A 13,602-nucleotide genomic window follows, 5' to 3' on the forward strand; every position below is an offset into this window, starting at 1 on the left:
ATGGCCGTGACGATCGTTTTCTTGGGCCCGCTGCGCGAACTTGCCGGGCGGGACGAGATGGAAGCCGTGGCGCCGCTCGACTGGAACGGTTTGCTCGATATGGTGGGAGCGGAGGTCGCCGACCAATTGCGCGAGGCGCGCGTCAATGTCGCCTGCGCGGGCCGCGTGCTGGCCGACAAGACCGAACTGATGGCAAGGGACGGCGACGAAGTCGCGCTGCTGCCCCCGGTGAGCGGTGGCTAGGCTCGTTATCGAAACCCCGGTCGATGTGCGCCTGCTGGAAAAGGGGCTGTCGGCTGGCGAAGCGCTAGCCGCCTTCAACGCAGCCAACCCGCAATCGGGCGGTATCGTGAATTTCCTCGGCAAGGTGCGCGGCGGTGATGGCGCTCTTGCGCTGGAGCTGACGCATTATGAACCGCTGACGCTGGCGGGGATGGAAAACCTCGCCGCCCAAGCAATGGAGCGATTCGCGCTCGACGGCCTGCTTGCATGGCACCGTGTGGGGGTGATGACCCCGGGCGAGGTAATCGTGCTCGTGGCAGCTGCGGCCAGGCACCGGCGCGACGCCTTCCAGGCGGCCGACTTCATGATGGACCACCTCAAAAGCGCGGCGTGGTTCTGGAAGCGGGAAAAACGCGCGGACGGCTGGCACTGGATCGAGCCGCGCGAACAGGATCACGGCGATCTTGCCCGCTGGTCCGAATGATTTCGCCTGCTTGATATCGATCAATGCGGTCCGGCTTGTTCTTGACCAGAACAGGATCGGGCCTGCCGGGCTGAAACTCCCAGAGGACTCGCGGTGACGACGATAGCCGCGGTCTAGTTCTCATCCTTCCCGGACAGCGCGAGCAGGTGCGCGGGGTCGATGATTTCGATCCCGCGCTTGCCCTTGCGCCGGATGGCGCCGACATCTTCCAGTTCGCCCAGCTTGCGGCTGACGGTTTCTATCGTCAGGCCGAGCATGTTGGCGATCTCTCCGCGCGACAGCGGCAGGTCGAATTCCCCCGCCGGATGGCAGGGCGAATCACTGGCTGCGCGGGCAAAATCGTAGAGCAGGGCGGCAAGACGTGCCTCTGCGCTGCCATGCGCGGTCAGCTCGATCATCGACCGTGCCGCGTGCAGGTCTTCCTGGCTGCGGCGGAGCAGGGCGCGGGCAAGGGCAGGATAATCCTCGATCGCGCGTTCCATGTCCTTGCGACTGAAGACGCACAGGCGGCTTTCGGTCAGCGCGACGACATCGTGATGGGCAAATGGCGTGAACATCTCGCCGATGAAGCCCGAAGGATGGACGAGCGACAGGATCTGCTCGTTACCGTCGCGGTCCACGGCGGCGATCTTCATCGCGCCGCTCACCAGCGTGGCGCAGGCTGCCTCGTCATCGCCGGCTGCAAACAGCATCTCGCCGCGTTTCAGGACACGGGTGCGCCCGACTGTGGAAAGGGCATCGCGCTCCTTTTCTTCGAGAACCGAACAGGCGGCGCTATCGCGGACGGGGCACTGGGCACAAACGAGGTTCATTGCGGCATGGCCCCCCTCAGGCGGGCGAGGACATCGTCTTCCTCGCCAATCAGCGCGACGACACTCTCGCGAATCTGCCCGATCTGTTCACGCTCCACGAAGGATAGCGTCGCATCGACATAGGCAAGGTCGAGATCGCCCAGCGCGATGGCGGTATCGCTGCGGTGCGAATCGAGATCGGCGAGGGCGACTTGCGCGCTGCCCCAGCTGGTGCTGTCGGGACCGCTGCCGGCATTCGCGACCGTGCGCTGCGCCTGCGGCACAGCCTCCAGGAAGCGGGCATGCGATGCCTTTGCCTGGTCGAGCCAAATCGCGGCCTTTTCCAGCGTGCTGGCATCGACCGGGGCCGGTCCCGCAGGCGTGGTTGCGGCGCCATCAGCGCCTTCGACAGGGAATGTCCCCTGCACGCGTTCCGCTTCGCGGATTGCGAGCGAAGGGTAGTCGCCGGAACCGGACGCACAGCCGCTCACGGCGAACGCGCCGAGCAAGGCTGCGAAAATCGCAGGACGATATTGCCTTCCCATCCGCATTCCCATAGCACCGTTGCAGCAGGGCGCCAGATAGGGTTGCTGCAAAAAACGCCCGATTCCGGCGTTGACTTGCCAGCGCCTTTCCCTTAACGGCACCCATCTTTCCGGCAGCCCGCTGATAAGCGGTGCGTCGGGCGCGCCTTCTTCATGGGAAGGGGGCACAGCTTTAGATTGAGAGTATTACCACCATGTTCGCAGTAGTGCGCACGGGCGGCAAACAATACCGGGTTGCCGCCGGAGACAAGATCGCAGTCGAAAAACTCGCTGGTGAAGCGGGCGATACCGTGACGCTGGGCGACGTTCTGCTCGCTGGCGAAGGCGACAATGTCGCCGATGCTTCGAAGGTCACCGTTTCGGCGGAGATCATCGCGCAGGCCAAGAGCGAGAAGGTCGTCGTTTTCAAGAAGCGTCGCCGCCACAACTACCGCCGCAAGGCCGGTCACCGCCAGCAGATGACCCTGCTGCGCATCACCGACGTTGGCGAAGGCAAGAAGGCTGCTCCGAAGAAGGAAGCCGCTGCCAAGAAGGAAGACGCGCCGAAGGCCGAAGCCAAGAAGGCTCCTGCCAAGAAGGCCGCTCCGAAGGCTGACGCTGCCGAGAAGAAAGCTCCGGCCAAGAAGGCTCCTGCCAAGAAGGCAGCGCCCAAAAAGACCGAAGCCAAGAAGTAAGGATTACGGACGATGGCACATAAAAAAGCAGGCGGTTCATCGCGTAACGGTCGCGACTCAGCCGGCCGTCGCCTCGGTGTAAAGAAGTTCGGCAGCCAGGGTGTGGTCGCCGGCAACATCATCGTGCGCCAACGCGGCACCAAGTTCTACCCGGCGACCAATGTCGGCATGGGCAAGGACCACACGCTGTTCGCGCTTACCGACGGCGTAGTCCGATTCCACACCGGCAAGCTTGGCCGTAAATACGTGTCGGTAGACGCGATTATGGAAGCAGCCGAATAAACGGACGGTTCGATAACGGGACCGTCCAGACGGAACGGTCCCAGCCGGGCTAATCACCGGCAGATCTAGAGGGAGATGGGGCCGACCCGTCTCCCTTTTGTCGTTTCTCCCTCTCTCGCCGGCGAAATTCGCTTTCGTCGCAATGCAATTGTCACGCGGCCGGAATAGGAGCCCGGCGCGGGACCAATAGGGAGAAGTACGATGTTTCATCGCACTGAAAGACTGTTTCTGAGACCCGGTTTCCCCGAAGACTGGCAGGCCATCCATGCCGCCATGACGGACGAGGGCGTCGTGCGAAATCTCGCCCGCGCGCCCTGGCCATACCGCGAAGACGACGCGAAATTCTTCGCCTCGATGCAACAGGATCCCTATCTCCCGCACTTCCTCGTGACCATTCCCGGCCACGGCGTGATCGGCAGCGCCGGGATGGGCGACAACGATGGCTCGCCCGAGATCGGTTACTGGATCGCGCGCGATCACTGGGGCAAGGGCTACGCCACAGAGGCCGCGAAGGGCGTGATCGAAGTTGCGCGCATGATCGGCTACCGGCGGCTGACGGCGGGGCACTTTGTCGACAACCCCAATTCGGGCAAGGTCCTGCGCAAGGTGGGGTTCCGTCCCACCGGCAAGGTCAGGCCGCGCCACAGCCTGGCGCGCGGGGCAGAAATACCCTCGGTCGAATTCGAGCTCGATCTCGACGGACCGGTCATGGAGCTGCCACAAGCAGCCTGAAACGAAAAAGGCCCCGCATCGCTGCGGGGCCTTTTGCTATCGGTGCGAGTGCAATTACTCTGCCGGCATCAAAGCGTCCTGAAAGTCGCCTTCATAGACGTTGATGAGCTTGCGATCGTCCTCGTTCCACGGGTGGAAGCCCGGCATGAAGTAGGCGAGCCAGCCCGGCAGGATGCGGCGCAGGAAGCCCGGCTTCACGAGCAGGTACTGGGCCAGCTTGAGGCGCCATTTCCAGCCCTTGAGGCCGTCCTGCGCCAGCAGTTCCATCGTGTCTTCGCTGCGGTGCTTGATGAAGCGCACGGTGACGAGCAGCATCATCAGGCTCTTCACGCGCCAGCGGCGGAAACGGCTCCAGTCGCGGGTGGCGTGCAGCCAGGTGTCATAGGCGACGCCCTTGTGCTCGACTTCCTCGGCCGAGTGCCAGCGCCACAGGTCGCCCAGATCGCCGTCTGCACCTTCCAGGTACTTCGGGTTCTTGAGCAGTTCGTGGCCAAGCATTGCGGTGAAGTGTTCCAGCGCCATGGTCGCGGCGAGGTTCAGGATTTGCGGGCGGCCTTCGAGCTGGGCCAGCATTTCCTCGACCCGCTTGTCGATCGCCTTGATGTCGTATCCGTGGTCGGATGCCATGCGGTTGAAGGCGACGTGTTCGCGGGTGTGGTTGATTTCCTGCTTCACGAAAGCACGGATTTCCGCCGTCAGCTTGGGATCGGCACCATCGCGGAATGCTTTCACCGATTCGATGAAGAAGGCTTCGCCGCGGGGGAAGGTTGCCGACAGGGCGTTCATCCACGCAGTCGCGACGGGATCCCCGTTCAGCCACCAGCGGCGCGCCTCGATACCGCGTGCAAAGCGGCGGTCGCGGACCGTGATCTCGAGGTCGGCGGGGGTAGGGGTATTATTGGCCGGACCGTGGTCCAGATCGATTTTAGCGGGTGCGTTCATTCGAGCGACTCCGGTGAATTGCTTACTAACATCGATGTAAATAGCGGTTACTTACATTGATGTCAATAAGGGGTCGGAGTTGCGAAATCGTTACTCCGCCGGCATCACCGCATCGGTATAGGGGCTGTCGAATTTCCGGATCAGCGAGCGGTCGTCCTGGTTCCACGGATGGAAGCCCGGCGTCAGGATTGCGGCCCATTCGAAGAACATCCGCCGCATCATGCCCGGTTTCCACCACAGGAAGGCATAGAGGCTCCATTTCGCCTTGCGGCGGCTGTAGCCGTCCTGTTCGAGCAGGCCGATGGCATCGCGGATGCGGTTGCCGAAATACTTCTTGGTGATGAGCGCGGCGACCATCGCGCGGGTCTTGTACCGTTTCCAGTTCGACCAGTCGCGCGTGGCATGAAGCCAGACGTCGTACATCAGCCCCTTGTGCTCGATCTCTTCCGTGGCGTGCCAGCGCCAGACATCGGCAGCGACCGGATCGGCGCCGTCGAGATATTCCGGCTTCGTCAGCAACTGCTTGCTGATGACGGCGGCGAAATGTTCGAGCGCGACCGAAATGGCGAGGTTGAATTCCTTGGGCCGCCCTTCGGCCAGCGCCAACATCGCCTTGATCCCCTGGTCGATGCTTTCGACATTGTAGCCGTGATCGGCGACGAGGCGGTTGAAGGCGACGTGTTCGCGCGTGTGGTTGATTTCCTGAGCGGTGAAAGCTTTGATCTCGCCCGCAAGGCGCGGCGGCAGGCCTTCGCGGAATTCGCGCAGAGATTCGATGAAGAACGCCTCGCCGCGCGGCAGGCTGGCCGATACCGAGTTGTACCATGCCGTCGCCACCGCATCGTTGGAGTGCCACCATCGCGGCACCAGCGCCTTTCGGTCGAATCGGCGATCGCGAACGATCAGCTCATGCTCTTCCGGAGTCGCGCTGGCGAAGGAAAACGCAGAGGGGTTGACGGTTTCGGCCGCGCTCTTGCCGGGCGCAGTCTGGGGCGATAGGTCAAGGTTCGTCTGCTCGGTCACGGGTAAGATTCTATTAGGCATAAGATTTCATGGCAAGTCGCAAGCGGTTAACACCCGAAGAATCCCGAAGTACTGCGCTGGAAGCAGCACGCGCTTTATTGATCGAAACAGGGCCGCAATCGGTCACTTTGAAGGCTGTTGCATCGCGCGTCGGGCGCACGCACGCGAACCTGCTGCACCATTTTGGGTCAGCTTCCGGCCTGCAAAAGGAACTGGCGCGCCACATCACCGAAACGGTGTGCGAGACGATCAAACAGGCCGTCGAAGCGAGCAGGGCGGGGCTTGGATCGCCGCGCGAGGTCGTGGACCTGGCCTTCGACGCTTTCGACAAGGAAGGGGCGGGCGCCCTTACCAGCTGGATGATCCTGACCGGCAATGAAGACGCGCTAACGCCGATTGTCGAGACGATCCACCAGCTGGTCGACGACATTGCCCCGCAAGAAGCAGAGGCTCATGGCAGCGTGACCATGGTGCACGAAGAAACGCTGGCCCTGGTGCTTATGGCGATGGGTGATGCGCTGATCGGGTCGGCGCTATCGCGTTCGCTCGGCCTGCCCGAAACGGCCGCCCGCGACCGTGCCCAGCGCATGCTCGAAGGCACGCTCGATACGATCAAGGAGCCGGGCTGAGCCCCGGCTTCATCCATTCGGGCGCGTGTCCGGGGTCGATATTCTCGACCCGCACGTGGTCGACAGCCAGGCCCACGTTTTCATAGGCGACCCTGCGCCGTTTCTCGTCTGAATCGGCGATCGGTACCACGACCAGCCTGCGATTGACCTTCTGCCGCCAGTTCATTCGGGCGGTGTTTTCCTGACCGATGTAACAGCCCTTGTCGAAGGCGACCCCGTGCAGTTCGACGGCGTTGGTTTCGAGCCACAGGATATCGCCCATTTCCGCCTGCCCCTCGGGCACGCCGAGCGATAGCCGGTGCTTGCGATAGTCGGCATCGGCGGAATGGTCGTCCTCGCTTGCCGGTGCAAGCCAGCGCTGCCCTAGGTCGGCGAGGCGCGGATCGGCGGCGCCGCCATCGCCCATCTCTTTCTGCCAGTGGACCGCAACCTCGTCGTCGCGGGTGATCGCGATCTTGCGGCGCAGGCGATAGAGCGACAGCCGCTTTACCAGATCGTCGGCAATCGCGGCCTCGCAATCGAGCAGGACCTCGCCGTGCCCGGCGGGCCAGACCAGGAAATCGTACAGCGTCTTGCCCTGAGGGGTCAGCAGCGCGGCATAGACAGGCAATTGCCGCGCCACATCATTGGTGACGAGACCCTGGAGGAAGGCGACGACGTCCTCTCCCTCTTCGGTCGGCGAAAGGCGGACGACGGTCCGGTCGAAAAGGCGTGTCGCTGTCATCGCATGCAAGGTGGCATCTTGCGCCGGGCAATCAAGTGCCCGTGGCCGCTTCGCGCCGATTGACGACTGGAAAGATCGCTCCTGCGGCCCTAATGGGACTGCGATGACAGACAGCCTCACGATCCGCCGCCCCGACGACTGGCACGTTCACCTGCGCGACGGGGCGATGCTCCGCGATGTCGTGGCCTACACCGCGCGCCAGTTCGGTCGTGCGATCGTGATGCCGAACCTGACCCCGCCCGTGACCGATACGGCGAGCGCAATCGCCTATCGCCAGCGGATCCTCGATGCGGTTCCGGCAGGACTCGACTTCGAACCGCTGATGACCTGCTACCTCACCGATGGAACCGATGCGGACGATCTGGCACGCGGCGCGGCTGACGGCGTGTTCACTGCTGCCAAGCTTTATCCCGCCAATGCGACCACCAATTCCGCGCATGGCGTGACCGATGTCGCGAAGATCTATCCGGTGCTCGAAAAGATGCAGGAAGCGGGCATCGTGCTTTGCGTGCATGGCGAAGTGACCGATGCCGATGTCGACGTGTTCGACCGCGAGGCGGAATTCATCGAACGCCACATGTCGCGCATCGTCGCAGATTTTCCGGGGATGAAGGTGGTTTTCGAACACATCACCACCTCACAGGCAGCAGATTTCGTGATGGCGGCGGGCGACAATGTCGCAGCCACGATCACGCCGCAGCATCTTCACATCAATCGCAATGCCATGCTGGTCGGCGGCATCAGGCCGCACGCCTATTGCCTGCCGGTTGCCAAGCGCGAGGCGCACCGGCTGGCGCTGCGCAAGGCGGCGACGTCCGGCTCGGCCAAGTTCTTCCTCGGCACCGACAGCGCGCCGCATACGAAGGGCGCAAAGGAATCGGATTGCGGTTGCGCAGGTATCTTCAACGCGCCCTATGCCCTCGAAAGCTATCTTGCCGTGTTCGACGAGGAAAATGCGCTCGACAAGTTCGAGGCTTTCGCGTCGCTCAACGGGCCGAAATTCTACGGCCTGCCGGTGAGCGACAAGACGGTGACGCTGACGCGCAAGGCGCAAGGCGTGCCGGACCAGTTGGATCTGGTCGAATCAGGCGACGTGATCGTGCCGTTCCACGCCGGTGAAACCATCGGCTGGACGATAGAAGGTTAGGCCGGTTTTGCGGCGCGTCGGCGCGCCAGCATATCCCAGACGAACAGGGCGATCGCGGCCCAGATGAATCCGAAGCTGACCGCCTGGACAGGCTTCAGCGGCTGCTCGAACACCGTCAGCCCCAGGATGAACACGATTGTCGGCGCCAGGAACTGGAAGAAGCCAAGCGTCGAATAATCCATGCGCCGCGCTGCGACTGCAAACAGCAGCAAGGGTATGGCGGTCACAACGCCGCCTGCGATGATCGCGAAGCTGAGCACCGGCGACACGGTGAAGGACGATCCGGCAGGGCTCGCCGCGTACCATGCCGCGACCACGGCGGCGGGCAGCAGCAGGATTGCGCTTTCGATGGTGAGGCCGGGCAGGGATCCGACCGCAACCTGCTTTCGTATCAGGCCATAGGTGCCGAAGCTGAAGGCGAGCGTCAGGCTGATCCAAAGGGTGGTCAGCGCGCCTGCGATCAGGACCGCGACGCCAATCCCGGCTATGGTTACGGCCGCCCACTGGAGCCGGGTCAGCTTTTCCTTGAGCACGATGGTGCCCAGCAGGACGTTGACCAGCGGGTTGATGTAGTAACCGAGGCTTGCCGCATAGACGTTGCCGTTCTGGATCGCCCAGACATAGACCAGCCAGTTGATCCCGATGAAGGTTGCGCTCGCCGCGAGCACCATCAGCGACTTTCTGTCGGCGAAAGCTACTCGCAGATCCGGCAGCTGTCCGCGGACTAGCACGATCACGATGCAGATCGGCAGCGTCCAGATGATTCGCCAACCGACGAATTCCATCGCCGGGACCGATTTCACGGTGAGCAGGTAGAGCGGAAGGAATCCCCAGATCGTGTAGGCGGCGATGGCCGCCGATACACCCGATTTCGGCGTCTCAGGATTGCTCTGTGTCATTCTCTGCGCCGTTAGGGCCCCTTTGTGTCCCTCACAAGCGATCATTTCTCACAGCTCGTCGGCCATTTCGTTTCGGTTCGTCGCAAGTGAACTTTCCTGCACGGCGCGTTGCAAACGGTTCAGGTTTGGGGCGGTAATCCTGAACCTCTCGAATAGACAAGTGCGGGTGGTGTCCGCCGCTGACCAAGGAATTTTTTATGTTCAAGACCGCCAAGAAAGCCGCCATCCTCTCTGCAGCCAGCCTAACCATGGTCGTTGCCATGCCTGCCGAAGCTGCCGATATCGCCCCGCATTCCTCGCAGGCGACCACCATGCATGTGATGGGCGACATGGGTTTTGAACACAGCAAGAAGCGCAAGCATCGCCGCCATCACGATGATCGTTATTACGGCCAGAGCGGGCGCTATTACTCCAGCTATGGCGAGCCGGTCCGACGCGACACCCGCATCTGGCGTGGACGCGATGATCGTTACTATTGCCGCAAGGAAGACGGCACCACCGGCCTCCTGATCGGTGCTGGCGTTGGCGCGCTGGCCGGTCACGAACTGGCTGGTCGTGGCGGCGACCGGACGCTGGGCGCGATCCTGGGCGCAGCTGGCGGTGCGATCCTTGGCCGCGCGATCGACCGCAGCGACACCCGCTGCCGCTGAGCAGGTAAACCGAATAATCGACTTGGGTCGTTCCCACCAATGACCCTGGCGCGGTCCCCACCAGACCGTGGAGAGCGTCCTCTTGCCTAGGGCAAGGGGGCGCTTTCATCCGTTTGCGGAAGCCGAAATATTAACCCTGTCGTGGCATGTCCGGCGCTTCCGGAAATGAGGCGATATCGGCAGCGTGAGACAATCTGCGCACAAGGTTTGGATGATGGCAGGTGCACTGTGCGCCCTGGCAACGCTTGCGTCGTGTTCCGACGAGGAAACGGAGCAAGCGACCGGGGCCCCGGCAGATCCGCTGATCCAGCGCGCGTTCAACGCGCCCTTGATGACCGATCCCGACCTCGCCTCCCTGAACGAGGCAAACGCGGCTCTGACGGTCAATTACGAACAGACGCTGCCGCCCGTCGATCGTAGCGAGCGCGCGATTGCCGCGGCGCGCGATGCGTCGCGCCTGCTCCTTCTCGAAAGGGGGGCAATTCCCAATCTGCCGGAGCCCAAACCGACCGACGATTTGCCCGATCTGGTCGGAGCGATGACAGCGCTGGACGTTGCGGAAAGGATCGATTTTGCAAGCGGTTGCGCGAATGATCTCGGAACGAGTGCGATCTGGGCCGCCGACCTGCCGCAATATGCCGATATCGTGGTGCGCGGATCGGTCATGGATGCAGCCGGAAGCGACAGAGCCGGATGCCAAGTGCGGATCGTACGTTACCTCACCCCGATGGAAATCGAGGACGTGGCGCTGTTTCACTATGCCAATGCCAAGCGGCTCGGCTTCGATCTGGCTCTTGTCGGTGACGCTGAAAGGGCCATCATCGGCCGCAACAAAGACGGATCGCAGCTTCATGTGCAGATGAGGGAAACAGGGGACGGGCTGGTCGCCGTCGACATCGCGCTGCGCCTTGCAAAGGGCTGATCAGGCGTCCTTCAGTCCGATGCCGATATTGGCGCGGGGCTGGTCCATCTCGGTACTTGCGACAGGGTAGGCGCAGTAATCTGCGGCATAATATGCGGCCGGACGATGATTGCCCGAAAGGCCTACGCCGCCAAACGGTGCCGAAGAGGAAGCGCCGTTGGTCGGCCGGTTCCAGTTGATGATACCGGCTCGCACATTGGCCCAGAAGCGATTGTAATCCTGTGGGTTTCCGCCGATCAGTGATGCCGACAGGCCGAAGCGGGTGTTGTTTGCCTCTGCAATGGCTGCGTCGAAATCGGGCACGCGAATGACCTGCAGGATCGGTCCGAACAGTTCGATATCGGGCCGGTCGCGCATGTTCGTGGTGTCCACGATCCCTGGCGTGAGGAACGGGAGCTTTTCATCCGGCTTGCGCATGTATTCCAGCGCCTTGCCGCCATTGGTGATGAGGTGAAGGAAACTCTCGGACAGCAAGTCCGCAGTCTCGTTGTCGATCACCGGGCCCATGAACGGTGCCGGATCGGCAAAGGGTTCGCCGATCACGAGCCGCTTCGTCAGCTTCAAAACCTCGTCCATCACCGCGCCGTAGAGATGCTCGAGCACGATCAGGCGGCGTGCAGCTGTGCAGCGCTGCCCTGCCGAGGTGAAGGCGCTCTGCACGATAAGCGAAGCGACGTCGGTATAGAGAGGGGTGTCGATCACCACGATCGGGTTGTTGCCGCCCATTTCGAGGGCGACGATCTTGCCCGGATTGCTCGCCAGGTGCCGGTTGATGGCTAGGCCTGCCTGCACCGATCCGGTGAACAGTACGCCGTCGATACCCGAATTCGAGATCAACCACTTTCCGGTCTCCGCACCGCCGACAACCAGTTGCACGACATCTTCGGGTACGCCTGCCTTGTGGAACAGGCTGACCAGGAATTCGCCGGTCGCCGATGTCTTCTCGCTCGGTTTGAAAAGGATCGTGTTGCCCGCAATCAGCGCGGGGATGATGTGACCGTTGGGAAGATGAGCGGGGAAATTGTAGGGGCCAAGGACCGCCATCACGCCATGTGGCTTATGGCGGACCGCAGAGGTGCCTTGCAGCGCGCTGTCGAGCTTCTTCTTGCCGGTGCGTTCGGCATAGGCGCGAACCGAGATTTCCACCTTGGCGATGACGGAATCCACCTCGGTCCGGGCTTCCCACATGGGCTTGCCCGTTTCGCGCGCGATGAGAGTTGCAAATTCTTCGCTCTCGCTGCGGACCTGGTTGGCAAACCTGCGCATCAGTTCGATACGATTGGCAAGCGGTTCGCCTGCCCATGCCGGCCATGCGTGGCGGGCCTTCTCAACTGCGAAGGCTACGTCGCTGACCTGTTTTTCCCAGAACACCAGTCCGGTCGCAGGTTCGCGTGAAATGACCGAAAACTCTGACACAGCGATCTATTCTTATCTTCCCTGCCTGCTCGTTAACCGGAACTGGTTAACATAGTAAGAGCATGGGTTCATTTATTAGCCCCTACTGATGCCCAATCGGGCAGGGGCAATCGGAGGTTCGCCATGGGCATCGCCCATGCGGCGAATGCGCGCGATCTTGTCGTGTAATGGCTGCCAGTCGTCGCGTTCGTCGATGGCCGACCAGATCGTCTCGACCTCGTCGATCAGCATGCTTTCAACCGCGCCTTCGGACCAGTAATCGTGGTCGTCCTCGACCCGCACGAAACCTTCCAGTGCTTGGGCAAGGCTCCCTTCCGCACTGCGTCCGAAGCGGTGGCGGTAGAAGAAATCGTCTGGCTGCGCCTTGCTTTCGCGCAAGGCAGCCTCGCTCGCTGCGACAAGTTTCGCATTCTGCTCGGGATCGCCGGGCTTGACGCCAAGACGCCAGCACCAGCGCTTGCCGATCGCTTCCATGTAGAGCGGGCCGAAGCGGTTCATGGCCGCTATCAGGGGCTCGGCATCGGTCAGCATGCGCATGGCGACGGCAAACTGGCCGCAATTCCAGTGCAATGCCTCTGGCTGCCGCCCGAAGGCATAAAGGCCGTTCTGGTCGAAATATGCGGCGGTAAAGCCCGGCTCCCAGGCTGGCAGCCATCGCCACGGGCCATAATCGAAGCTCTCGCCTGAAATGTTCATGTTGTCGGTGTTGAGCACGCCGTGGACGAAGCCTGCGACCATCCAGCTGGCGGCGAGGTCGGCCAGTCGTTCCACCAGCTGGTGCATCATCACGACTGCCGGTTCGTCGCGCCCCGGGGCATCTTCGGGCGGCGGCGGTCCCGGATATTGTTCGAGGCAGTAATCGACCAGCGCGGCCATGTGCTCGCGCTCTTCCAGGGCGAGCAATCGCTGGAAGGTCCCGATGCGGATGTGGCCATGACTGAGCCGCACCATCACGGAAGAACGCGTGGGCGAAGGTTCGTCGTGCCGGACAAGCTCCTCGCCCGTTTCGACCAGCGAAAAAGTCTTGGAGGTATAGACACCCAGCGCCTCGAGCATCTCGGTGGCGAGAATCTCGCGCACACCGCCCTTCAGGGTCAGCCTGCCATCGGCGGTCCGGCTGTAGGGCGTCGTTCCCGATCCTTTGGTGCCGAGGTCGAGCAGCCTGCCGTCGCCATCGCGCATCTGGGCAAACAGGAAGCCGCGACCATCGCCGATTTCGGGATTGTAAACGCGGAACTGGTGCCCGTGATATTTCATCGCAAGCGGGTGCGGCAGATTGCCGGGCAAGGGGGCGAAGCGGCCGAAATGGCGGGTCCAGCTATCGTCCTCCATTGCCGCCAGCCCGACGGTGGCAGCGTGCCGATCGTTTCGGAAACGCACCTTGGCTTGCGGAAAGTCTGCCGGAGCGACGGGATCTGCCAGCCAGTCGGAGAGGCGGTCGATAGGCGTATCGGGCCGATATTCGGCGGCTTGCGGTTCTGCTCGCATATCGCGATAGTGGGGTTGAGCGATACGCGGCG

17 protein-coding genes are annotated in these 13,602 nt (G+C 62.4%); 9 read left to right on the forward strand and 8 right to left on the reverse strand.

Going from position 1 to position 13,602, the window contains the following annotated elements:
• Both AMC99_RS02815 and AMC99_RS02820 read left to right on the forward strand, forming a co-directional pair.
• Nucleotides 1-243, forward strand: a complete 243-nt coding sequence (locus AMC99_RS02815) for a MoaD/ThiS family protein (RefSeq protein WP_061922510.1) — start codon at nucleotides 1-3, stop codon at nucleotides 241-243.
• Complete coding sequence (locus AMC99_RS02820) at nucleotides 236-706, forward strand: molybdenum cofactor biosynthesis protein MoaE (protein WP_061922512.1); 471 nt, start codon at nucleotides 236-238, stop codon at nucleotides 704-706. Before AMC99_RS02815 ends, AMC99_RS02820 begins: the two co-directional genes overlap by 8 nt.
• A gap of 113 nt (nucleotides 707-819) precedes the next feature.
• Here AMC99_RS02820 and AMC99_RS02825 read toward each other — a convergent pair whose 3' ends face one another.
• Complete coding sequence (locus AMC99_RS02825; protein ID WP_061922515.1) at nucleotides 820-1,518, reverse strand: Crp/Fnr family transcriptional regulator; 699 nt, start codon at nucleotides 1,516-1,518, stop codon at nucleotides 820-822.
• Nucleotides 1,515-2,042 (reverse strand): hypothetical protein, encoded by a 528-nt coding sequence (locus AMC99_RS02830; RefSeq protein ID WP_061922518.1) that lies wholly within the window; start codon nucleotides 2,040-2,042, stop codon nucleotides 1,515-1,517. Before AMC99_RS02830 ends, AMC99_RS02825 begins: the two co-directional genes overlap by 4 nt.
• Nucleotides 2,043-2,236: 194 nt before the next feature.
• Between AMC99_RS02830 and rplU the strand changes: the two genes are divergently transcribed.
• The 3 genes from rplU to AMC99_RS02845 all read left to right on the forward strand — a co-directional run bounded on the left by rplU (nucleotide 2,237) and on the right by AMC99_RS02845 (nucleotide 3,730).
• Nucleotides 2,237-2,716, forward strand: coding sequence for a 50S ribosomal protein L21 (gene rplU / locus AMC99_RS02835; protein ID WP_061922521.1), 480 nt, complete (start codon nucleotides 2,237-2,239; stop codon nucleotides 2,714-2,716).
• A gap of 12 nt (nucleotides 2,717-2,728) precedes the next feature.
• Nucleotides 2,729-2,998 (forward strand): 50S ribosomal protein L27, encoded by a 270-nt coding sequence (gene rpmA / locus AMC99_RS02840; RefSeq protein WP_061922524.1) that lies wholly within the window; start codon nucleotides 2,729-2,731, stop codon nucleotides 2,996-2,998.
• A 201-nt stretch (nucleotides 2,999-3,199) separates the two neighbouring features.
• On the forward strand, nucleotides 3,200-3,730 hold the full coding sequence (locus tag AMC99_RS02845; protein ID WP_061922527.1) for a GNAT family N-acetyltransferase: 531 nt from the start codon (nucleotides 3,200-3,202) through the stop codon (nucleotides 3,728-3,730).
• A gap of 54 nt (nucleotides 3,731-3,784) precedes the next feature.
• Here the strand turns inward: AMC99_RS02845 and AMC99_RS02850 are convergent, their stop codons facing one another.
• Together AMC99_RS02850 and AMC99_RS02855 are read right to left on the reverse strand one after the other, a co-directional pair.
• The gene (locus AMC99_RS02850; protein WP_061922529.1) at nucleotides 3,785-4,672 is read right to left on the reverse strand and encodes a metal-dependent hydrolase; all 888 of its coding nucleotides are present in this window, start codon (nucleotides 4,670-4,672) and stop codon (nucleotides 3,785-3,787) included.
• Nucleotides 4,673-4,762: 90 nt separating this feature from the next.
• On the reverse strand, nucleotides 4,763-5,695 hold the full coding sequence (locus AMC99_RS02855) for a metal-dependent hydrolase (RefSeq protein WP_232301488.1): 933 nt from the start codon (nucleotides 5,693-5,695) through the stop codon (nucleotides 4,763-4,765).
• A gap of 29 nt (nucleotides 5,696-5,724) precedes the next feature.
• Between AMC99_RS02855 and AMC99_RS02860 the strand changes: the two genes are divergently transcribed.
• Nucleotides 5,725-6,324 carry a TetR/AcrR family transcriptional regulator gene (locus tag AMC99_RS02860; RefSeq protein WP_061922532.1) on the forward strand — a complete coding sequence of 200 codons (600 nt, stop codon included), beginning with the start codon at nucleotides 5,725-5,727 and terminating at the stop codon, nucleotides 6,322-6,324.
• Here the strand turns inward: AMC99_RS02860 and ygfZ are convergent.
• Nucleotides 6,308-7,048, reverse strand: coding sequence for a CAF17-like 4Fe-4S cluster assembly/insertion protein YgfZ (gene ygfZ, locus AMC99_RS02865; protein WP_061922535.1), 741 nt, complete (start codon nucleotides 7,046-7,048; stop codon nucleotides 6,308-6,310). The two genes, AMC99_RS02860 and ygfZ, sit on opposite strands and share 17 nt — an antisense overlap.
• A 103-nt stretch (nucleotides 7,049-7,151) precedes the next feature.
• On the opposite strand from ygfZ, the gene pyrC reads away from it, so the two are divergent.
• Nucleotides 7,152-8,195: a dihydroorotase gene (gene pyrC / locus AMC99_RS02870; protein WP_061922538.1), complete on the forward strand. Its 1,044-nt coding sequence runs from the start codon at nucleotides 7,152-7,154 to the stop codon at nucleotides 8,193-8,195.
• On the opposite strand, the gene rarD is transcribed toward pyrC, so the two are convergent.
• Nucleotides 8,192-9,094 carry an EamA family transporter RarD gene (gene rarD, locus AMC99_RS02875; protein ID WP_061922541.1) on the reverse strand — a complete coding sequence of 301 codons (903 nt, stop codon included), beginning with the start codon at nucleotides 9,092-9,094 and terminating at the stop codon, nucleotides 8,192-8,194. The two genes, pyrC and rarD, sit on opposite strands and share 4 nt — an antisense overlap.
• Before the next feature lie 197 nt (nucleotides 9,095-9,291).
• Between rarD and AMC99_RS02880 the strand changes: the two genes are divergently transcribed.
• On the forward strand, nucleotides 9,292-9,744 hold the full coding sequence (locus AMC99_RS02880) for a glycine zipper 2TM domain-containing protein (protein ID WP_061922543.1): 453 nt from the start codon (nucleotides 9,292-9,294) through the stop codon (nucleotides 9,742-9,744).
• A 211-nt stretch (nucleotides 9,745-9,955) separates the two neighbouring features.
• Complete coding sequence (locus AMC99_RS02885; RefSeq protein WP_061922547.1) at nucleotides 9,956-10,666, forward strand: hypothetical protein; 711 nt, start codon at nucleotides 9,956-9,958, stop codon at nucleotides 10,664-10,666.
• Here AMC99_RS02885 and astD read toward each other — a convergent pair whose 3' ends face one another.
• Nucleotides 10,667-12,082, reverse strand: coding sequence for a succinylglutamate-semialdehyde dehydrogenase (gene astD, locus AMC99_RS02890; protein WP_061922550.1), 1,416 nt, complete (start codon nucleotides 12,080-12,082; stop codon nucleotides 10,667-10,669).
• A gap of 75 nt (nucleotides 12,083-12,157) precedes the next feature.
• Entirely contained in the window at nucleotides 12,158-13,570 is a 1,413-nt protein-coding gene (locus AMC99_RS02895) for a protein adenylyltransferase SelO family protein (protein ID WP_061927625.1), read from the reverse strand.
• Nucleotides 13,571-13,602 lie beyond the last annotated feature (32 nt).

It is taken from the genome of Altererythrobacter epoxidivorans (genome assembly GCF_001281485.1).
GTDB lineage: Bacteria > Pseudomonadota > Alphaproteobacteria > Sphingomonadales > Sphingomonadaceae > Erythrobacter > Erythrobacter epoxidivorans.